Origin of the sequence: Paenibacillus paludis (assembly GCF_042610515.1) — a bacterium.
In the GTDB taxonomy this organism is placed as follows: Bacteria; Bacillota; Bacilli; order Paenibacillales; family Paenibacillaceae; genus Paenibacillus_AQ.
In genome coordinates, this window is the sequence record NZ_JBGJZP010000023.1 from 44,660 (window position 1) to 65,327 (window position 20,668).

Sequence of the window (20,668 nt, forward strand, 5' to 3'; positions counted from 1 at the left end):
TTCTGATAATGATTCAAATATACCATATTAGCCCTGAAAATGTTATGCTAGGTCTTATAAGATGAGACACCTGCCGCTACATTCAGAACGGCTAAACAGGTGGGAGGGATAGAAGCTGATGGAATCCGCGCCGCAAAGATTGACCATATTTCATACGAATGATATACATAGCCACTTCGAAATGATGAGTCCGATTGCTGCGCAGATAGAACTTCTAAAGGCTGAGGCAGGCGAAGATCCCGTGTTGCTCGTGGATATCGGGGATCATATGGACCGGGCAGCTGTGGAAACCGAAGGTACTATGGGTCAGGCGAACATTGATATTCTTAACTTGACCGGATACGACGCTGTCACCATCGGTAACAACGAAGGACTGACCTTCTCGCAGGGAGATGCGCAAGAGACATTGTCTGCGATATTTACCGGCTTACAGTGCCCGGTGGTGTGCTGCAATTTCCTGGATTCGTCGACAGGAGAACCTCCTCACTGGATCAAACGCCATACGATTGTAGAGAAGGAAGGCATCAGAATCGGGATTACGGGAGCTACGGCAGCTTTCACTTCCTTCTATTCCTTGATGGGCTGGGATGTCATGGACCCTGAGGAGGCGCTGCGTGAGGAGTGCCGTCTTCTGGCCCCGCAGGTCGACCTTGTCATTATTCTCTCTCACCTTGGCCTGCCTGCAGACCGGGCGCTGGCGGAGAAGCTGGAAGGTGTGCATGCGATCCTCGGCGGACACACGCATCATATGCTGGAAACGCCGCTCCTCATTAACGGGACCGCCGTATGTGGTGCGGGGAAATTCGGCCGCTATGTAGGAAGTCTTGTGTTTGAACGGACAGCGCCTGGAGATTCGTTCAAGTTCTTGAACGGCGGATGCATTGCTGTTGATCCCAATCTGAGCGAGGGTGTTATTGCTCCTGCCGTAAGGATGAATTTGCAGCGTGGTCTTGAAGTGCTGGAGGAAACGGTGGCAATCAGTGACCGCGAGCTGCCGCTGGATCTGCAGGGCGAATCACCCTTTGGCAATCTGCTGGCGCAGGCGGTGCGGCGTTTCACAGGCAGTCCGATCTCATTAGTCAATACCGGACAGCTGCTCGGGCCGCTTCCGAAGGGGAATATCACTGCAGGGATGCTTCATGCGCTCTGTCCCTCACCGATTAATCCTTGTACTATCAAGCTTGCCGGCAAAGACATCCGCACGGCGCTTGAACAGAGCCTGTCAGACGAGTTCTGCAATAAGGCAATCTTCGGTTATGGTTTCCGGGGAAAGGTGCTGGGCAGCCTGGCTGTGGATGGATTAAAAATCTTGTACGATCCGGCGGTCATGCCTTATGATAACGATATTGCCATTTTTGTCGATGGAGAACCGCTGGAGGAAAGCCGGGAATATGAAGTAGGGACTTTGGACATGTTCACTTTTCGGAGCGGATATGAGAGTATCGCTAACGGGCGTGATACAGTGTATCTGCTGCCACATTTTCTGCGCGATCTGTTGCGGATGGAGCTGCAGCGTCCGGAAAGTCTTGAGGAATGTATGCTCGTCCGCTGGGAGAGCAGAGCGACTTAATGTGGCATCACCTACATATGTAAATCTAGAGCAACAAGCTGCAACAAGTTTCATATGTTCAAGAACAGGAGGCTAAGATGGATACTATTACAGCAATTATTCTGGCTATTGTAGAGGGGATTACGGAGTTTATTCCGGTTTCATCGACAGGCCACATGATTCTTACCACGAAACTATTAGGCTATAACGAGCAAGAGCCGATAATGAAGACATACGAAATTGTCATTCAGCTCGGTGCGATTCTGGCCATTGCGCTGGTCTACCGCCAGCGGGTCCTGAATTTGCTGGGGATCGGACGCAGCCGTCAAGGCAGAGGTGGTGTGATGCCTGCTTCACGTCTCAATCTGGTGCACATCATTCTCGGAATTGCTCCGGCGCTGGCCGTGGCATTTTTTGCCCGTGACTTTATCAAGGGGCTTTTCGGGGCTACGACGGTGTTATGGGCACTGGTCGCCGGAGGGATTCTAATGATCGTTGCAGAATGGGTGAACAAACGCAAGATCCGTGTAACTGCGCATGAGCTTGATGATCTATCTTACGGGCAGGCGCTGGCTATCGGCATGTATCAGATTATTTCCGTACTCTGGCCCGGCTTCTCCCGCTCCGGATCTACAATCTCAGGCGGTATGCTGAGCGGTGTCAGCTATAAGGCTTCGGCGGATTTTTCCTTCCTCATCGCCATTCCGATTATGTGTGCGGCTTCGGGTTATGAGCTGCTGGATTCGTACAAGTATTTTACAAGTGATACCATCTGGGATTTTGCCATTGGATTCGTAATTTCATTTATAGTCGCTTATGTGGTCGTAATCCTGTTCATGAAGCTGATTCAAAAGATCAGACCGACGCACTTTGCGATCTACCGGTTTATCCTGGCAGCTGTTTTCTGGCTGTTTATTATGCGTTAATCTCCAAAAACTTGGTACCGGCAAGGATGTAACCGTTCATCACAAATTTCTTGCCGGATCGCTCAAGGCAACGGTATAGACACAGCGTGTTGACCCTAGGATTTTGAAACAGAATAGTAATTTACCGTTAAAGGCAGGAGTGAGCCAAGGTGCGTTTAGTATCCGTGAATCGGCTTCAGGCGGGAATGAAGCTGGGTAAAAAAATTTATAATGATGAAGGACTTGTTCTGTTAGCGGACGGAATAGAACTTACGGATGCCTTAATTAAGCGGCTGGCAAGGATCGACATCGGCTATATTTATATAGAGGATGCCATCACGGAAGATATCGTAATTACTGGAATGCTGCATGATGAGACGCGCAATCAGGCGCTGAAGGTCATTAGGAGCCAGTTTCAGGATATGTCCGGTGCTTCCGGCATAACTAAAGGCTTCTATCATCTCGACAAAAAATTCTCCAAGATGATGGACTCCATTCTGGAAGACATGTCATCACTGGAGGACCCGATGATTATGCTGGCGGATATGCATACAGCTGACAACTATCTGTATGTCCATTCGCTTAATGTCTGTCTGTATACGCTGGTGCTTGGAATTGCCCATGGCTACAGCAAAGAGGAGCTGCGGGTAATTGGGCTGGGCTCGCTGCTGCATGACATTGGCAAAACGCAGATTCCGGTCAAAATCATCCAGAAGCCGGGGATGCTCAGCGACGAGGAATTCCGCCATATGCAGGCTCACACTGAAATTGGATACCGGATTCTCAAGGATGAGCCGAATATCCCGCTGCTCGCGGCGCATTGTGCCCTGCAGCATCATGAACGTATCGACGGCTCCGGCTACCCCCGCGGGCTGACCGGTCTGCAAATCCATGAATATGCCAAGTGGCTGGGGATAGCCGATTCCTACGATGCCATGACCTCGAACCGGATCTATAAAAAAGCGATGCTGCCGCATCAGGCGGTAGAGGCGCTGTATGTCGGATCAGGGACATTGTATGAGCAAAACCAGCTGGAGCTGTTCAGAGACCGTGTAGCGATCTACCCGCTTGGGCTCACAGTGAAGCTGAGCACCGGTGAGAGCGGCGTCGTGGTCAAAATTGATCCCAGTATCCCCCACAGGCCGGTTGTGCGGGTATTTGCCGGCCCCGAAGGTGAGACGGTTATTCCCTTTGAACGGGATCTTGGCAGAGCACTTTCCGTTGTGATCGTCGGCGTGTCAGATGAGGATCAATCTATGGTGAAGGTGACCTAATTGATGTTGGCGGCAGGGAGATATCTATTCGGCTCCCCTGCCGTTTCGCAGCGAGGGAAGAAAGCAGGGTACGCAGCGGTGCGGCCTGCTTTCTTCCCCGCTGTTTTTTATAACTTCCTAAGGAAAGGTTCCCCGGGCCGCAACAAATGGATCTGGCAATTACACCGCTTGGAGCGGCATAATTGCCAGAAAGTGCAGTTTTTTTGCTGCTCGTGGTATGATATAGGTTAAGTCAACGTTCTTTTTGATTTATTTTGGGTTAATAATAAGGAATACGCACTAAAGGAGCAATAAGAAATGAGTATATTAGAACCATCCTCCACAACTGTCCGTGAACTGTCGCCGAGCTTCGATCCATGGGATCCGATTACTTCACTGCGCAAGCATGGACGGCATGTATTGACCAGTGTGGAGATGACGGTTACCAATCTATGCAACATGCGATGTGAACATTGTGCGGTTGGCGACAGCCTGACGATGAAAGAAGGAGAAATGCTGCCTCTGAAGAATATGCTGGACCGCCTGGAGCAGGTAGAACATCTGCAAACGATCAGTATTACCGGCGGGGAGCCGATGTTCCGCGCATCGACTGTAGAGAATATCATCGTGCCGCTGCTGAAATATGCCCGTGAGCGGGGCATACGTTCGCAGATCAACTCCAATCTGACTATGCCCTACGCCCGTTACGAGCAACTGCTGCCGTATCTGGACGTGATGCATATTTCATTCAATTATGTGAACGGAGACGACTTCCATGAGGTAGGCTTCGCCAACAGCGGTCATCCGGTGTCACGTGAAGCGGCGTATCGTTTATATGACACGATGCTTGAGAATTCACGGCGGCTCAGTGAAGACGGTATGCTGATCTCAGCAGAATCTATGATTAACTACCGTACACACACCAAGCTGCCTGAAATTCATAAGCTGATTGGCGATATGGGTGCAAGACGGCATGAGGTGCATCCGATGTACGCTTCCAGCTTTGCCTCTTCGCTCCCTGTGTTGTCTCTGAAGGAAATGGGTGATGCCATTCATTCCCTGCTGGATCACCGCGATCCGGAGATGTGGATGCTGTTTGGCACTCTGCCGTTTTTTGCCTGCAGCTTCCTGGAACAGGATCAGAAGCTGCTGCGCAGATTGCGTACCGAGAAGAATGTGACGCTGCGCAATGATCCGGACGGAAGAAACCGTGTGAATGTAAATTTATTTACAGGTGATGTGTTTGTCACGGATTTTGCCGATATTTCCGCCTTTGGCAACATCAGTACCAGCAAGCTGGATGACATTTTCGCCGAGTGGCAGACTAAGCATCCGCTTAATCAGAAAGTGAATTGCCACTGTGATGAAGCTGGCTGCTGCGGGCCCAACCTTTTGGTGGCCGATATGTATTATCCAGAGGTAGATTTCAAATCAAGGAAAGCGATCACTCTGTAGAAACGAGGCGTTGTTATAGTGGTGCATACGGAATTTGACATAGGAAGATTGCTGCTTAATCTTTTGCTGGTTCTGGTGCTTGTATTGTTGAATGGTATATTTGTAGCGGCGGAGTTCTCGCTGGTAAAGGTCAGACAGTCCCGTCTGACCCAGCTTGTCAGTGAAGGCAACAAGATGGCTGGATACGCGCTGAAGGTCAACAAAAAGCTCGATTCCTACCTGTCAGCGACCCAGTTCGGTATTACCCTCGCCTCATTGGGTCTAGGCTGGGTCGGTGAGCCGGCCATCTCAGAGCTGCTGGTTGAACCGCTAATGTTTCAGCTCGGCGTCACCGACCATACACTGATTTCCACTGTGTCTGTCGTTGTCGGGTTTTCCATTATTACATTTTTACATATTGTGCTGGGTGAGCTTGCTCCAAAGTCCCTGGCGATTCAAAAAACTGAAGGCTCCGCGCTGCTGCTCTCTGCACCGCTAATGTTCTTCTATAACCTGTTTCTGCCCTTTATCTGGGTGCTGAATGCATCCGCCAATGCTCTTCTTAGACTGGTGGGGGTTGAACCGGCCAGTGAAGCCGAGGCGGCTCACTCGGAAGAGGAAATCCGGATTCTGATGAATCAGAGCGCCAAGAGCGGTGTCATTGATAAAGACGAGATGAAGCTGATGGATAACATTTTTGAATTCTCCGATTTGCTGGCCCGTGAAGTTATGCTTCCGCGTACCGATATGGATGTGCTCTATAGCAATCTTACACTGGAAGAGAATATGCGGATCATTACGGAGACGAAACATTCGCGTTATCCGGTTGCCAACGAGGATAAGGACCGGATTATCGGCTTCATCCACATTACCGACCTGTTGTTCGCACCATTAGAGCAGCAGAATGATCTGGCTTCACTGGTCCGCCCGATTCTGAACGTACCGGAGTCGATGGAAATCAGCCATGCACTGCGCCTGATGCAGAAGAACAAAGCCCAGCTTACGCTGGTTGTTGATGAATACGGCGGTACAGCCGGACTTCTGACCGCTGAGGAGATTCTTGAAGAAATTGTCGGCGATCTGCATGATGAATTCGAGGATGAACGTCCGAGCGTAGAACGCAATGGAGATTATATCTCAGTTGAGGGCCGGATGCTGATTGAGGATGTCAACGATCTTACGGGTGTGATTATTGAAGATGATGAGGTCGATTCCATCGGCGGCTGGCTGTTCAAAGAGCTGGAAGGCAATCCGTCCAAGGGTAAGCGGATTGTTGTGGGCGACGTCACCTTTGAAGTAGAAGAATCCACCCGGCTGCGGATTACAAGAATCAATATCCACCGGGAAAAGCCACTTGTCAATGAAGAGGATGATACCGGGACGGATGAAGAAAAGGAATAAGCTTATATAATATTGCCGGTTCAATACAGCCGGATAGTTTAATAACCGTACCTTTACATGGAGAATTCCTTCTCTTTGTAAAGGTGCGGTTTTTTTGCGTGGGCGTTCTGATTCCACCCCAGCCAGTCATAAATTAGTTACGAGGAGATGTGCGTTCAGAAGAAAAGTAAATCAAGCAAATCCTTCGAAGCGTGGATTGTACGAAGCTGAATCAAGGAAGTATTTGCTAACAAAACTTTGAGGAGGGTGTATCTATTGAACTCCGAGGAACGTGTATGGACACCGTATAGGGGACCATTTGACCCTTGTCCGCCGGTGCCGTTCAAAACGTATGTTGTGCCGCCCAACCAATTTATTGCTTTTCAGCCCCCGGGATTGCCGCAGTTTCCGTTACCTGAAGCACTGAGGGCGGGTACACTTTGGCCTGCCCTGTTCAGTCCGTATGAATCCAAAGCCGGCAAAGGAGGAATTTAGGACGATGGAAGCAAATCCTTGCGAGCCCCGTTACTATGAAATGCTGGAGCAGCTGCAGGTTCTGGATTTTGCCCTGGTGGAGCTTAACCTGTATCTGGATACCCATCCCGAGGACTTAAGAGCGATTGAACAGTTCAATCAGCTGACTCAGGAGCGCACCCGGCTGGCCAATCAATTTCAGGAGCTGTACGGCCCGCTGCAGAACTTTGGCCGCGCCTACTCCAAATGTCCGTGGGAATGGAGCCAGAGCCCTTGGCCTTGGCAGGTATAGCGGCACGCTGGCCCCGGCGAAGCGGCTAGGCGAATAAAACTATAAGGAGGGTTCGTTCCCGAATGTGGATATATGAAAAAAAACTGCAGTACCCGGTACGTGTCGGCAAATGCGATGTGCGGATGGCGCGGTATTTGATGGAGCAATATGGAGGCGCGGACGGGGAGCTGGCGGCAGCGCTTCGTTATATGAATCAGAGATATGCGATTCCCGATAAGGTTATCGGCGTACTCACGGATATTTCAACGGAGGAGTTTGCCCATCTTGAGATGATTGCCACCATGATCTACAAGCTGACCAAGGACGCCTCTATCTGTGAGCTGGAAGCGGCAGGCCTTGGCCCGAATTATGCGACACGGGATCATGCCTTGTTCTACAACAATGCGGCGGGTGTCCCGTTCACCACGACCTATATCGCAGCCAAAGGCGATCCGCTGGCCGATCTCTATGAAGACATCGCCGCTGAGGAGAAAGCCCGGGCTACATACCAATGGCTGATTGATATGACTGATGACGTGGATCTGCAGGACAGCCTGAAATTCCTGCGGGAGCGGGAGATTATTCATGCAATCCGGTTCAAGGAGTCGGTGCAGATATTGATCGATGAGCGGGGGAAAAAGAAGGTGTTTTAATAAGATGTATACATGAAGTAATTATTCAGATTGATAGAAAAGAGCCCAGAGAAGTATCTGCGGCTCTTTTATTCTGGTAACAACTCAATGCAGTTTCGATTAGAGCCGTAAACCGTTCATCACGTAAGAGCGGACAGTATCTACAAGTAGATCGGTTCGATCTTTCTCCCCGCTTATAAACCAGTAATACGCAGCACTATAGATCGCTGAACCTGTCATAGCCGAAATGACCTTGGTATGATGGCGGTCTGCCATACGCTGATTATCACCGTTCAAAATTATGCTTTCGATCATTTGCTGCAGCATCTTTTTTACCTTTTCATGAACAAGCGTATCAATAGATTTGGAGTCCATTCTGCATACCTGATAAAAATCTACGATGTAGTTATGTGTCAGCAAGATCAACTCTGTACATATTTCATCCGTGAACTCCTGCGCTTTCACCACTTGCTCAGGAATCAACTCTTGGAAAGCCTGTTCTGTTATTTTCTCCAGCAAAGCGTATTTATCTTCATAGTGGGCATAGAAGGTGGCACGGTTAATGGTAGCTCTCTGTGCTATATCTTTTATGGTAATTGCATTAAATCCTTTATACCGCAACAAATCTCTGAATGCTTCCCTAATTAACTGTCGTGTGCGCAAAACTCTTGGATCTTCCTGATTTGCCATATCAATATCTCCCTATGTAAACATCAGATATCTAAATGTGTTGTCTATGCAACTTTTTCTTTACTCTGCTGATTGAAATCGTAATAGTACCATACTATTATCGTATCAGACAGGTGTTGCTTAAACAAACTGTGATAGTTAGCTGAAAGGAAGGATAGTATTGAACATCAAACAAAATAGACTTTTGATAGTTGGCGCCGGTGTGATTGGCAGTTTATACGCACTCAGATTTGCACAGTCAGGACTGGACGTCACATTGCTTGCCCGGGGAAAGAGGTTGGATTCGCTTAAAACGGATGGGTTGCGATATAACGATAATGAGACGATACAGCAAATATCTATCAAGATGATAGAAAAGCTTGCGAGTGACGATACCTACGATTTCATCTTTGTTCCTGTGCGCTATGATCAGGCAGAATCTGCCCTGTCTGCGATCAAGAATAATCAGAGCAAAACAATAATCACCTTGAGCAACACCGTGGGATACGACCGCTGGCTTGAAATCGTGGGTGATCGTTTACTTCCAGGATTCCCGGGTGCAGGTGGAGACATCAAAGACGGTGTTCTATACGCCCAATTCGGTTCCAAAACTTTTTTTGGTGAAATAAATGGACAATTGACTGAAAGAGTGACGAGGCTTGCCCAAATATTTGAAACAGTTGATTTGCCTTATGAAATACAAAAAGACATTCAAGCATTCCATGTTTCGCATGCTGCGCTCGCTGTAGTGAACAAGCATCTCTATACGAACGACGGAATGGTGGATATAGAGACAGCAAGAAACGAGAGTACTCTAAGCAAGATTGCCGCAGATATTAAACAAAATATTCATCTGGTAGCGCAAGCCGGAATTCCGGTAATTCCGCCTGAAACGAAGTTAATGGGTGAATTGCCTGTAGAAGATATTATATCCCAATACCGCCAGATGCTGAGCGATGAGTTTATCATTGATGTTAAGCTTGGAAACCAGGCTGTCAGCAGGAAGGCTGAAATAATGTTATTGGATGAGGATTTTCATAAAAAAATATCTGTTCGACAATGACATCAGCGCCGAAGAGAGCGCCCGGCCTATATTGCCGCCAAAGGCGATCCGCTGACCGACCTTTATGAAGACATCGCCGCTGAGATGAAAGAGCCCAGAGATAGTTCTGCGGCTCCTTTTTCATGTTCTGAAATTTTTTTATTGCTAACATTGCGATGATCTTACGAACATGTTGCCGCGTTATGCTGTAATAACTAGTCCTTTAAAATTTTAATTTTAATAAAGAGGTTTCGAAGTTAACAAGAACAGACAACAAGGAGCGTGAAAGCTAGTGAGTTATCATCATCCATTTGTAAAGAGAGTATTGAGCGGGATATTGGCAATGACGGTTCTGCTCCCGCTTATTCCACCCTCCCTTTCATCGTCATCGACTGTCTATGGGGATGCAGCGGAGCCTAGCGGTATCGTCATGGCAGAAGATTTCGAAAAGGTTAACTTAGCTGACTTAACCTTTGACAGTGCACGCATTCATAGCGGCAGTATGGCGCTTGAAACGAATCCGAAATACGTTCGTAACGGGGCAAGGTCCTTGCGGATTGATTATGACTTCATTGGCGTAACAGATAATCCATCCCAAGTTGCGGTAGGGCCAGCAACTCAGTTGGCGTTGACAAACAGAGTTCCCAAAAAAATCGGGATGTGGGTATACGCCAATAACGAAGGACATGGTCTAACCTCTAAGTTCTACATTTCATCCACTGGAAAATCCAAAACGTATGAGATTAGGAGTGAAGAGGTAGGTATAGACTGGAGCGGCTGGAAGTATGTAGAGGCTGAAATAGGGGCTGATTTGACTCTGCCGGGTACCCTGGCGTTCTACTTCCAGATGAAAGAAAGACAAATGAGCAAAAAGAATAAAGGCTCGGTTTGGATTGACGACGTCAGGCTCATTTATGATGAACCGGTGGATGAAGATATGGATGTTCCCGTATTAAGTGCAACTACACCCACTCCCAATCAAACCTTGAACGCCTCCGTCTCTGACATTATCCTGTCAGCGGATGATGCTAAGTCGGGTATCGATCCAGACTCAATCCGGTTAACTGTGGATGGTCAGTCTGTTGCACCGGCGGCCTATGCATATGATCTGAATAATAAGGTGATAACCTATCACCCGGCTATACCGCTCGGCGGCGGCTATCATCAAGTGCTGGCAGAGGTTAAAGATCTGGCCGGCAATCCGGCAGCAGCAGAATATGCTTTTAATATTGAGCATGGCGCCATGTTTACGTTAGAAGCTCCAGCGGAAGCTGTCAGCAACGAGACCTACCGGTTGAAGCTCGAGGCGAAGGATGTAGGCGAAGCCAAGCGCGTGCATGCTAAGATCAAGTTCGATCCGGAGACGCTGCAAGCGAATGCTATTAACGCACGTTCCGATTTAAGCAATGTGCAGACTACCATCGATAATGCAGGCGGTTATGTTGAATTTAGTGCAGAGGGACTGCAAGGCGACCATGCGGATGCTCTGGCAATCATCGATTTCGGCGTGAATAGATCCGCGAAGATGGAACGTGGCGAGAGGTATAAGCATATTGCCATGGTGGGGGGCGGCTTTGGGTATGACGGCGGCCCTTCGGTGAATTCCTTTGCCTCACCGGTTAATTATAAGATCGGGTTTCCGTTCACTCTAAAAGTTAAGGGATCAGGCCTGCAAACACAGAATATAATCACCGTCACAACTCACGCAGGAGATCCGGTAGAAGGAGCGGAGATCGATTTTACCGATGCAAGCGGCCCTCAGACTTATGTGACCGTAATAGCTGAGGGTTCCAATATATATACGAGCGCTGATAGTTCGTCCGCAGTGTTGCTGGCGGCAGAGAAAAACGGGCAATTTTTCGCTGCAACAGGAAGTACATCCGGATTCGTAAAAGTGTATATGCCGGATGGAACCAAGACCGGTTACATACCATCCGCTGATGTACTGCAGAAGGATCTTACCGAAGGGTTGGGCTTGACGGATGCCAAGGGGGAGATCCATACGTCACTAGCTAACCTTGCAATAGGCACCTGGAAGGTGCAAGCGGTCAAGGATGGCGGTACCAGCGAGAGTATCAGCATGACCGTTGTTTCTCAGTTTGGTGGAGACGATCCGAAATATGTACAAACCTTTGTTACCGAAGATATGAGTACAATGATGAGCGTAGGGTGGCAGACGGCACCTAGAGTTCAAGAAACTTCTATCCAATATGTGAAAGATAGCGATTTGGTTAATAGTGACTTGAGTAATGCACCGGAAAAAGCGGCAGAGCAGCTTGCGCTTTCTGATGTGGAGGTCATTCATGAGGTCGCAGGTGGGCCTCTGGGCGAAATTAAATTCCATAAATCATTGGTTACTGGCCTCGAGTCAGGTACGGATTATCATTACAGAGTCGGCTACGAAGGACATTGGAGTACATGGTACGATTACAAGACATTGGAGGCAGTACCGGATCATCCCGTTTCTTTTGTATTTGTAACCGATTCGCATACCAAAGGTGATAATGGGCTTGCAATTTACCAACAATTGATCAGCAATGCTTTAACTAATTATCCGGACACCCAGTTCATTATGCATGGCGGCGATATGGTTGACGATGGGTCAATCTTGAATGAGTGGAACCAGTTCTGGGAAGCTTCATCGATCTACGCATCCTCTATTCCTTCAGGTTACACAATGGGGAATCATGATGTTAAAGGGGAAGGCAAAGATATTTTTGCCAAGGGATTGGATCTTCCAAATAATGGGCCTGATATCCAGAAGGAGTATGCATATTCGTTCGATTCAGGCGAGGTGCATTTCATTGTGCTGAACTCCGAAGCAGACGAAGTAACCATGGACAAGCAAGCAGCATGGCTTCGTGAGGATATTCAAAAAAGTAATAAAAAATGGAAGATTGTTATGTTCCATAAACCTGCTTATCATACCGAAGATGGACGCGGAAATATGATCGAATATACACAAACATATTTTGCCCCTATTCTGGAAGAATTGAAAGTAGACTTGGTGCTGGAAGGCCACGACCACGTGTACGCGCGCACCTATCCAATGAGTGAAGGGAAGCCATTGTTGAACGGAGAGCAGGGGACTGTCTATTTGGACGGAGGCGCATCTGGCTGGAAGTTCTACGATGGAACAAAATATGAGTATCTGAATTTCATGTTTGACGATGATGTTCCGGTATACTCTGCAATTCAAGTTAGCCATGATAAAATCATAATTCAAGCTCGTACTACGGAAAGCGAAGAATTGATCGACAACTACACGATTGAGAAGAAGGATGAGCTAAAGGTGACTTCCGTGGCAGTATCACCGGCCCAATTGACGTTAAAGGTCGGTGACGAGCGCGGGACTGTACTTACCGCTACCTATAGCGATAACTCCGCTGTCGATGTCACGAATCAAGCAACATGGACTTCTTCGAATGAGAGTGTAGCTACGGTAGATGCCAAAGGCATCATTCACGCTGTCGGAATTGGCGGGGCTACAATCCAGGCGAGTTACGCCAATATGTCGCCAGTTAATATTTCTGTAACCGTTCAGGCCGAAGGTACGGTTCCTGTTCTGCTTAAGCTGACTGCCGATCCAGGCACTCACACATTGCAAGCGGGTCAGACAGCTGCTTCTGTTATCACGGCAGTATATGACAATGCAGTGAATACAGTTGTAACGGATCAGGTCATTTGGACGACTTCGGACCCTGCCATTGCCTCGGTATCGGGTGAAGGTGTCATTACGGGCGTTGCAGCAGGTAAAGGGGTAACGATCACGGCTTCGTTCGGCGGCAAATCAATTGCGATTCCAATTGTGGTTACTGAGGTTCCAATTCTGACCTTGGTTGATCTGGCTGTAACACCTGCTTCGCTCTCCTTGAAAGCAGGTCAAACGCAAGCCTTGTCGGTGACGGCAAAGTATTCGGATCTTTCTACTGTCCTTAAGACCTTGGATGCGAATTATGTATCGAGCGCGACTTCTGTTGCTACTGTGAGTGAAACAGGGGTAGTGACAGCGGCTGGCACGGGGACGGCCTCGATCGTAATATCTTTTGGGGGAATCAAGAAGGAGATTTCGGTTTCGGTAACGGCGGCCACAGGCAACAACAATGGAGGCACAACACCGGCAGCAACGCCAACGCCGGCAGCAACGCCAACACCAACACCAACATCAACGCCAACACCAACACCAGCTGTAACTGTAGAGCCTGCGAAGCCAACCGGAGTGAAACCTGTGTTCAACGACAGAGTAGACTTAGATAAGGTTAAAGCTATCGTGGCGAAAGAGCGGACAGCTTCTGTTGTTAAATTCCCGGACGTACCTGCAGCTCTGTGGAGTGCAGCATTCGTTGATCGCGCGGCCCTGATGGGGATCGTAACTGGCTATGCGGATGGATCATACCGTCCTGACGCCAAAGTAACGCGCGCTGAGTTTGCTGCAATGCTTGTAAAAGCTTTTGGTCTGACAGCTTCGGGGGGGACCGGATTCTCCGATACGCAAGGACATTGGGCTTCGGAGGCGATTGTTGCGCTTCAAGATAATGGAGTGATTATGGGCTACGCCGATGGTTCATTCCATCCCAAACAGGAGATAACCCGTGCGGAAATTGTGACTATGCTGGCTCGTCTTACGAACTATGTTACCAGGACATCGACGCAATTTTCCGACGTCTCTACGAACTGGGCAGCAGAGCAAATCAATGCCTTCGCTAATGCAGGTATCGTATCGGGTAAAGGCAACGGAGTCTTCAAACCGAACGAAGCTGCTTCCCGCGCCGAATCAGTAGTGATGATCATCCGTCTCTTGGATAAGTTCCTTGTACCCTAAGAAGCAGTTCAATTTCTCATTGTAGAGTTTAACGACTAAGGCTTATGTAAATAAGCTGAATAAAACGAGCAGCCCAAGCCGGGTTGCTCGTTTTGTTGGTTGTATCAGGGCGATCCGCTGGCCGGCCTCTATGAAGACATCGCTGCCGAAGAGAAAGCCCGGGCTACATACCAATGGCTGGGACTGCTTTTTCCCAATGGTGAAACAGGGAGTACACCCTCTATCCGATTGTCCTCTTTAATCTCTTTTGTAATATCTTAGAAAATGGATAAGCTCACAATTTTATCATCTACAATGCTGAAGTGATATTCCAGCAATAACGGATCGGGTAAACCTGTTTTGTCATAAGTTCCATCCAACTTGCATGTTACAACAACCTCATCCTTATTTTCTTTTACTGCTTTTGGCTCTAATGTTACGTTTGCTCCAAAATGGTATTGATCACTCCATTTTTTAATCGCTTTTTGGCCAATCCGCTTTTTTCCTTCATCTAACACAACGGCATCTTCTGAAAAGCAGTTTACAAATGCTTCCGGATCGGGCTTATTCGATGCATCAATAAATTTACTGATCGCAGCAGGGATTTGATCGATTTCCATTATTTCTCCCCCTTATTTAGTTTGAACAATTAAACTGTCGGAATGGTACCGCCATCAATGACATATTCGCTTCCTGTAATGGATGCTGCACGGTCAGAAACCAAAAATGCAACCAGCTCAGCGACTTCTTCAGGTAATCCCGGTCTGCCAATTGGAATTCCTCCGAGCGAATCCATAAGCTGCTGGAGCGCACTTTCTCTGCTTCCTGTTGTAGTTTGCATCCGATCAATTAACGCATCTGCTGCCTCAGTTTGAATAAAACCAGGAGACAATGAATTAATCCGAATGCCACGGGGAGAAAATTCATTAGAAAGTCCCTTGCTGTAATTAGCGAGAGCAGCTTTAGCTGCTGCATAAGCTAATGTAGTTTCATAAAGGGGCAATCTCCTTTGGATTGAGGTGAAATGAAGAATAACACCTGATTTATTTTCCAACATTAATGGAATAAGGCCGCGATCAAGCCGGACTGCGGCCAGAAGATTCCAATTTAAAGCCTGCAGCCAATCGTCATCGCTAAGAACAAGAGCGCCACCTGGCGGAGTAGTTGATCCGCCTACACAATGGACAATAATATCGATACCGCCAAGCTGTTCTTTCACTGCTGTAATCACTTGCTCTACCCCTTCAGGTGACACAAGATCAGCTTGAACGAATTTAACCGAATGTGCCATGTCAGCGGAAACGGAACGGGCCGTTGTCAGGACTGTTGCTCCGCTGCTTACAAGTCTATTCACAACAGCTTGTCCCATTCCTTTTGTTCCGCCCGTTACAAGCACTTTCTTGCCTTTAAATTCTGTTGCCGAGTACTCAAATGATCTACTCATATCTATACCTCCTTATTATGAATAACTGAATCCGTGTGTTCAGCGCTCTGTCCCTTAAACCTTTATGTAATGTTCAAGAGGAGCTGGATTTAATATTACACTTGACTCTTTTATAACGTCCAATTTATTATATTCATGAAACTTATGAATAATATTAATATAAAGAAGGTCATGTTATGGAGCTTACACAATTAGAGTACTTTATGACTGTTGCACGGTTAGAACACATGACGATGGCTTCAAAGGCACTCGGCATTACCCAGCCAGCGCTAAGTCATGCGATTGCCAAACTTGAGAACGAAATCGGCGCTCCCTTGTTTGAGCGCAATGGGCGAAATGTGAAGCTGAACCGTAATGGCGCAATGTTTTCTAAATGGGTCGGCAAAGCATTGCAAAATATTGAAAACGGCGTAAAAGAAATCGAAGAATGGTCTAACCCGGATACGGGGGTTATTACTTTATCTTATCTCAATATTCTTGGCGTTGACTTAATTCCCCATTTAGTCCGAAGCTATCAATTAGACTATCCCAAAGTCCGCTTTGAATTGACACAAGGAAATCTTGGAGATATAGATGATCATTTGGAACAAGGACACTCGGATCTTATGATTACATCGAAGGAATCCACCTTAGATAATCATAAATGGGTGGTTATGCAAAATATACCGTTGTTTATTGTTGTATCCTCCCAGCATCATTTAGCGAATCGTCCAGCTTTGAGTTTGGCAGAGCTGTCGGGCGAACCATTCATTGGTTTGAAAAACAACTGCGGATTAAAAGCGACGATTATGTCACGTTTCCAACATACTGGTTTTGTCCTTGATTCGGCGTATGAAGCCGAGGACTTAATCACAGTAGCCGGATTTATTAAGTCAAATCTCGGTGTATCTGTCTTGCCTAAGACTATGGGGTTGATGTTGGATGAACTTGTTTGGATTCCGATTACTGATGAGGGCTGGTATTGGGAAATAGGCTTAAAGTGGAGAGAGGATCGTCATATTTCTCCAACTGCCAAGCGGTTTATTGCATACATTGAAAATGAGCAGCAGTCGCTCAGCGCATATTCGGTTCGGCTGAATGAAGCTTAAAAACGCCGTTTTTTAATCATTCGGAGACAATGAAAGACTGTCGAGAAAGTCTCGACAGTCTGACGTATCCCTTTCGGGATGTTATTGTATGACATGTTCCATTTGGAGGGGGATTCCCTCCGCATGTCGGTCATTGAAGGCCTTTTACTAGCACTTCCACCGATTTCTCTTCCGTTTTCACGATATCGTAGGCAAAGTCGGATTGGCACCAGGTGACCAAAGCTCCCGTGATATAGGTGTATAAATAATTTACGATTTCTTCTCTGGACAATCCGCCGGTGAACAGCGATCGGGATAGCCCTTCATCCACGATTTCATACAGCAATCCCGGTTTCAAACAGTCTGCCAGATAGGAGGAGCCGTCCGGCGATGTCGAGGATAAATTGAAGATATGTGCCAGTTTTGTCAATTCTGCTCCAGCGACCGACGAAAAGCTTAAAGCGATAATAACAAATGCTTTCAGCTTGTCTAACGGGGCAGATCCTGGATGTTCGTCCACATACTTCTGGAATTGATCATTTATATATTCGCTGATATCCTCGCGGTATAATTGTTTGACGATAGCCTCTTTCGACTTGTAGTGAATGTAAAAAGCCCCTTTGGAAAGGCCGCATTTCGCGCAAATTTCATCTACCGTAACCTGATTGTAGCCTTTGGCTAAAATGAGCTCTTTGGCTATAGCAAATATTTTCTTTTTTGTTTGTTTCCCTTTGAGGTACCGCTTCGTTTCCGCCGTTTTCATATCTTCCCTCTTCCGCAGGTTCAAGGTCAACTTCCTATTCTTCGAATGAACATCTATAACTATAATGCATGTTTTTTGTCGATGTCAAAGCTATGGCTTGGCAAAGAAGGATTGACGCTTAAAAGTGACCGGAGTATACTGACTGTAGTCACTTTTAAATGAGTGTACGACATATCAGCCAATCAGACGAAAGGAAGGTTTAATAATATGAAGATTGCTATCATCGGAACCGGACGTATCGGGGGGAACCTCGCCAGAGCATTTACAAAATGGGGGCATGACGTTGCCATCGCCAATTCCGGCAATGCAGAGGCCCTGCAGAATTTGGCCCAAGAGACAGGGGCGAAGCCGGCAACGATGCGGGGCGTCGCCGAAGGCGCTGAGGTCGTGATCATCTCTATTCCGATAAAACGCATTCCGAGCCTGCCGTCCGGATTTCTGGACAAGGCCGCTCCAAGCGTGGTCGTCATCGATACAAACAACTATTATCCATTTATGCATCGCGACGGCGTGATCGAGGAGATCGAAAAAGGACTTCCCGAAAGCCGTTGGGTGGAGCAGCAAATCAAACGCCCGGTCATTAAGGCGTTCAATGCGACCCCGTGGTATAACTTGACTTGGGGTGTGCCTGCAGGAACTCCGGGCCGTTTGGCTCTGCCTGTCGCCGGCGACGATCCCGCGGCGAAAGCCATTGTTTTCAAATTGGTCGATCAGGTAGGGTTCGACCCCGTCGATGCTGGCGTTTTGAATGAGTCTTGGCGCCTGCAACCCGGCAAGCCGGTCTATTGCGTCGACCTTGATATACCAGGGGTAAAGCGGGCGCTCGCCGCGGCGAGCCCGGAACGCGGTCCCGAATTAACAGCGTTCCACCTTAGCAAGGAAGTGATTCAAGCAGCGCACGAGCAGCAAAGTGCGTTTTACGAGAAATACTTCAAAGCCTGCCTACTGCTCGCGGAAGCGAACGATTGGACGGAAGCGAAAGCCACTAAGGCGGTGCATGTGCGATTTGAGAAAGGCGACAAGTCCCCAGACGATATTTTGAACTTTGTACTAGAACAGCAACGACTTGATTGATGACGTGGTTGAGGCCGTTTTTTATTGAGTGGTAATGATTCGCTGGTTTGATTTGTACGAGGACTATAAAAAAGAATCAAACAGCGCCTTATTCGGGTTGTTTGATTCTTTTTGATATTTGTCTTGATGGGTTGTACAGATATTCAGCTCTTATACGTTATAGCCGAAGCCGAGGATCGTGAAGCATTTGTCCTCATCACCAGCGGCCATTCTTATTTCTATCACATGCTCCAAGTTAAGCTCATTCTGGTACAGGATAACCGGGTTGCAGTGTGTCCAGTTGTTCTCATGCGGATCAGCAGTGACCACCAGTTTGCCATCGACGAGAATGTCCGCTTTTCCAAATTCGGGACTGCCTGAATCCTTGTATACCAGGATAAGGTTTTTGCTTGTTATCGTCAGCTTGAAGCTGTCCTGTCCCGAAGCAGCCTCATGCATCCAGTTATGCGGGAATTCTGGGGTCCCGTAAGGGTTCGCGTCCATTTCCACCATCTGCAATTCCGTATCGCTTCCCGAGAAACCGCCTGCTTCAATGCTGGCAGCGCCTATATGGCTCTTGCGGTCCAGCAGCCGGGTGTAGGCAAAATCATTTCCCAGAACCGGCGGTTTATCCAGTGTGATATCCCCGCCGGTCGTAAGCGATTTATAGGTCTCGGAGAATAAGAAGGTGAGGCAATCCGCCATTACCCGGTGACCCTCGTTAGTGGGATGATAGATATCATAGAAAAATTGCCTTTTCGATATGATATTACCTTCAGCCTTGCTCAGTCGGAACTGTTCTGTCACTGCGTTCTTTACACTCACCATAGGGAGATGATAGTGCAGGCCTACGGGGGAGAGCCGTTCCTGGAGGTTCCAGTCATTCACAAAAACACTAAACAGCAGGATCACGGCCGGCTGGTTGCTCGCGGAAAGGATCTTCAGGCAGAGGCTTTCAAAGCAGTTGCCCTTTGTTTCATCGCCCTCGTCGTTTACCGCGAATTCCACCACTACAATGTCCGGTGTTACGGCACCGTCCCTGAGAATATCTCTTTCATAGCGGATGACCCCAAGCTCCGATGGCGTTCCGCCTACTCCGGCCTTCACATAATGAATGTTCTCTCCGCCGTCCTTGCCGAATAGTTCCTTAAATCTTAAATAGGACTGATAGGCATAACACTGGGTATGTATAGGCTTGGCCCCCGCACCTTGAGTGATGGAACCTCCGATGTATGCGATCGTGACGTCCTCACCTTTGACTGCCTTTGCTATCGCTGCCCTCAATCTTGTATTATTGCCTGAATGCATCAAGGACTTTGCGATCATGTCCCTGTATTCATTCGAGCCGAACGAAACCGGAGGTTCAGTGCTAAGTTCAGGCACAGCATAACCGTCATTCAGATAGAAAATGATACTACCCGTCGCCAGCTCGCCCTCCCGGCTGAATTCGAAGGCGAATTTGCCGGGAGACTCATCATCCTCGGACCATGTGAAGTCCTCTAGCTTGAGCATGATTTCCGTTTCGTCGCCCGGGCAGGGAACAACCAGCCGGGTGCCTGTCTCATATTTACTCGTTTTGCCCCAGTTCTGGAGATGGAAAGACACCTCCGCATCTGCCCTGGCTGTCTTTACGGACACCCCGATACTATGAACCAGACGGCGAAATCCAGTCCAGCTCCCCAAAAGATCCAGAATCTTCTCATCTGTAACCCCACCTATATATTTGGCCTTGTCTATCAGATAGTTGCCTTCGAGATAAATTTCCTGTGAAGGCCTTCCCTGAGCCCGCGCTGTCGCCTCAATAGCTGTTTCAAACAGCACGAAAAATCCGCTTCTTTTCTGAGCCGGGTCCTTGGGTGCCTTAGGACCTTCATTTACACCGGCAGAATAGACCTTACTATTGTCTTCCACTTTAAACCAGCCTCACTTTC

Annotated in this window: 17 protein-coding genes and 1 pseudogene; 13 read left to right on the forward strand and 5 right to left on the reverse strand. The window is 47.9% G+C overall.

The window, feature by feature from the left end:
• The first annotated feature begins 118 nt into the window (after positions 1 to 118).
• The 8 genes from ACAN56_RS29660 (at position 119) to ACAN56_RS29695 (ending at position 7,919) form a co-directional block, all read left to right on the forward strand.
• Positions 119 to 1,570, forward strand: coding sequence for a bifunctional metallophosphatase/5'-nucleotidase (locus ACAN56_RS29660; protein WP_379147388.1), 1,452 nt, complete (start codon positions 119 to 121; stop codon positions 1,568 to 1,570).
• A gap of 77 nt (positions 1,571 to 1,647) precedes the next feature.
• Positions 1,648 to 2,475, forward strand: a complete 828-nt coding sequence (locus ACAN56_RS29665) for an undecaprenyl-diphosphate phosphatase (RefSeq protein ID WP_038588572.1) — start codon at positions 1,648 to 1,650, stop codon at positions 2,473 to 2,475.
• Positions 2,476 to 2,624: 149 nt separating this feature from the next.
• Positions 2,625 to 3,728 carry an HD-GYP domain-containing protein gene (locus tag ACAN56_RS29670; protein WP_038588576.1) on the forward strand — a complete coding sequence of 368 codons (1,104 nt, stop codon included), beginning with the start codon at positions 2,625 to 2,627 and terminating at the stop codon, positions 3,726 to 3,728.
• 297 nt (positions 3,729 to 4,025) lie between these two features.
• Positions 4,026 to 5,162: a radical SAM/CxCxxxxC motif protein YfkAB gene (gene yfkAB / locus ACAN56_RS29675; RefSeq protein WP_038588582.1), complete on the forward strand. Its 1,137-nt coding sequence runs from the start codon at positions 4,026 to 4,028 to the stop codon at positions 5,160 to 5,162.
• A 21-nt stretch (positions 5,163 to 5,183) separates the two neighbouring features.
• Complete coding sequence (locus tag ACAN56_RS29680; RefSeq protein WP_038599143.1) at positions 5,184 to 6,542, forward strand: hemolysin family protein; 1,359 nt, start codon at positions 5,184 to 5,186, stop codon at positions 6,540 to 6,542.
• Between the two features lie 255 nt (positions 6,543 to 6,797).
• Complete coding sequence (locus ACAN56_RS29685; RefSeq protein ID WP_038588585.1) at positions 6,798 to 7,016, forward strand: spore coat associated protein CotJA; 219 nt, start codon at positions 6,798 to 6,800, stop codon at positions 7,014 to 7,016.
• A 4-nt stretch (positions 7,017 to 7,020) separates the two neighbouring features.
• Positions 7,021 to 7,287 (forward strand): spore coat protein CotJB, encoded by a 267-nt coding sequence (locus ACAN56_RS29690; RefSeq protein ID WP_038588588.1) that lies wholly within the window; start codon positions 7,021 to 7,023, stop codon positions 7,285 to 7,287.
• Between the two features lie 62 nt (positions 7,288 to 7,349).
• Positions 7,350 to 7,919, forward strand: coding sequence for a manganese catalase family protein (locus ACAN56_RS29695; protein ID WP_076113292.1), 570 nt, complete (start codon positions 7,350 to 7,352; stop codon positions 7,917 to 7,919).
• 99 nt (positions 7,920 to 8,018) lie between these two features.
• Here ACAN56_RS29695 and ACAN56_RS29700 read toward each other — a convergent pair whose 3' ends face one another.
• Positions 8,019 to 8,588: a TetR/AcrR family transcriptional regulator gene (locus ACAN56_RS29700; RefSeq protein ID WP_038588706.1), complete on the reverse strand. Its 570-nt coding sequence runs from the start codon at positions 8,586 to 8,588 to the stop codon at positions 8,019 to 8,021.
• Between the two features lie 160 nt (positions 8,589 to 8,748).
• Between ACAN56_RS29700 and ACAN56_RS29705 the strand changes: the two genes are divergently transcribed.
• The 3 genes and pseudogenes from ACAN56_RS29705 to ACAN56_RS29715 form a co-directional block, all read left to right on the forward strand.
• Positions 8,749 to 9,630, forward strand: coding sequence for a ketopantoate reductase family protein (locus tag ACAN56_RS29705; protein ID WP_379147393.1), 882 nt, complete (start codon positions 8,749 to 8,751; stop codon positions 9,628 to 9,630).
• A gap of 271 nt (positions 9,631 to 9,901) precedes the next feature.
• A complete protein-coding gene (locus ACAN56_RS29710; protein ID WP_379147395.1) occupies positions 9,902 to 14,431 on the forward strand; it encodes an S-layer homology domain-containing protein in 4,530 nt (1,509 codons plus the stop codon).
• 105 nt (positions 14,432 to 14,536) lie between these two features.
• A pseudogene (locus ACAN56_RS29715) lies at positions 14,537 to 14,611 on the forward strand (spore coat protein CotJC); the annotation flags it as partial.
• 77 nt (positions 14,612 to 14,688) lie between these two features.
• Here ACAN56_RS29715 and ACAN56_RS29720 read toward each other — a convergent pair.
• Positions 14,689 to 15,030: a nuclear transport factor 2 family protein gene (locus ACAN56_RS29720; RefSeq protein WP_038588712.1), complete on the reverse strand. Its 342-nt coding sequence runs from the start codon at positions 15,028 to 15,030 to the stop codon at positions 14,689 to 14,691.
• Between the two features lie 29 nt (positions 15,031 to 15,059).
• Positions 15,060 to 15,854 carry an SDR family oxidoreductase gene (locus ACAN56_RS29725; RefSeq protein ID WP_038588715.1) on the reverse strand — a complete coding sequence of 265 codons (795 nt, stop codon included), beginning with the start codon at positions 15,852 to 15,854 and terminating at the stop codon, positions 15,060 to 15,062.
• 176 nt (positions 15,855 to 16,030) lie between these two features.
• Between ACAN56_RS29725 and ACAN56_RS29730 the strand changes: the two genes are divergently transcribed.
• Complete coding sequence (locus ACAN56_RS29730) at positions 16,031 to 16,942, forward strand: LysR family transcriptional regulator (protein ID WP_379147397.1); 912 nt, start codon at positions 16,031 to 16,033, stop codon at positions 16,940 to 16,942.
• A 130-nt stretch (positions 16,943 to 17,072) separates the two neighbouring features.
• On the opposite strand, the gene ACAN56_RS29735 is transcribed toward ACAN56_RS29730, so the two are convergent.
• Positions 17,073 to 17,684 carry a TetR/AcrR family transcriptional regulator gene (locus ACAN56_RS29735; protein WP_038588718.1) on the reverse strand — a complete coding sequence of 204 codons (612 nt, stop codon included), beginning with the start codon at positions 17,682 to 17,684 and terminating at the stop codon, positions 17,073 to 17,075.
• A gap of 207 nt (positions 17,685 to 17,891) precedes the next feature.
• Here ACAN56_RS29735 and ACAN56_RS29740 point away from each other — a divergent pair, with 207 nt between their 5' ends.
• Positions 17,892 to 18,758, forward strand: a complete 867-nt coding sequence (locus ACAN56_RS29740) for an NADPH-dependent F420 reductase (RefSeq protein WP_379147400.1) — start codon at positions 17,892 to 17,894, stop codon at positions 18,756 to 18,758.
• A gap of 150 nt (positions 18,759 to 18,908) precedes the next feature.
• Here the strand turns inward: ACAN56_RS29740 and ACAN56_RS29745 are convergent, their stop codons facing one another.
• Positions 18,909 to 20,648 (reverse strand): SGNH/GDSL hydrolase family protein, encoded by a 1,740-nt coding sequence (locus ACAN56_RS29745; protein WP_379147402.1) that lies wholly within the window; start codon positions 20,646 to 20,648, stop codon positions 18,909 to 18,911.
• Positions 20,649 to 20,668: the final 20 nt, after the last annotated feature.

Coding starts and splice junctions, on each gene's coding strand:
- ACAN56_RS29700 (WP_038588706.1), bottom strand. CDS start 8,588: ATGGCAAATCAGGAAGATCCAAGAGTTTTGCGCACACGACAGTTAATT.
- ACAN56_RS29660 (WP_379147388.1), top strand. CDS start 119: ATGGAATCCGCGCCGCAAAGATTGACCATATTTCATACGAATGATATA.
- ACAN56_RS29720 (WP_038588712.1), bottom strand. CDS start 15,030: ATGGAAATCGATCAAATCCCTGCTGCGATCAGTAAATTTATTGATGCA.
- ACAN56_RS29735 (WP_038588718.1), bottom strand. CDS start 17,684: ATGAAAACGGCGGAAACGAAGCGGTACCTCAAAGGGAAACAAACAAAA.
- ACAN56_RS29665 (WP_038588572.1), top strand. CDS start 1,648: ATGGATACTATTACAGCAATTATTCTGGCTATTGTAGAGGGGATTACG.
- yfkAB (WP_038588582.1), top strand. CDS start 4,026: ATGAGTATATTAGAACCATCCTCCACAACTGTCCGTGAACTGTCGCCG.
- ACAN56_RS29690 (WP_038588588.1), top strand. CDS start 7,021: ATGGAAGCAAATCCTTGCGAGCCCCGTTACTATGAAATGCTGGAGCAG.
- ACAN56_RS29725 (WP_038588715.1), bottom strand. CDS start 15,854: ATGAGTAGATCATTTGAGTACTCGGCAACAGAATTTAAAGGCAAGAAA.
- ACAN56_RS29695 (WP_076113292.1), top strand. CDS start 7,350: ATGTGGATATATGAAAAAAAACTGCAGTACCCGGTACGTGTCGGCAAA.
- ACAN56_RS29730 (WP_379147397.1), top strand. CDS start 16,031: ATGGAGCTTACACAATTAGAGTACTTTATGACTGTTGCACGGTTAGAA.
- ACAN56_RS29740 (WP_379147400.1), top strand. CDS start 17,892: ATGAAGATTGCTATCATCGGAACCGGACGTATCGGGGGGAACCTCGCC.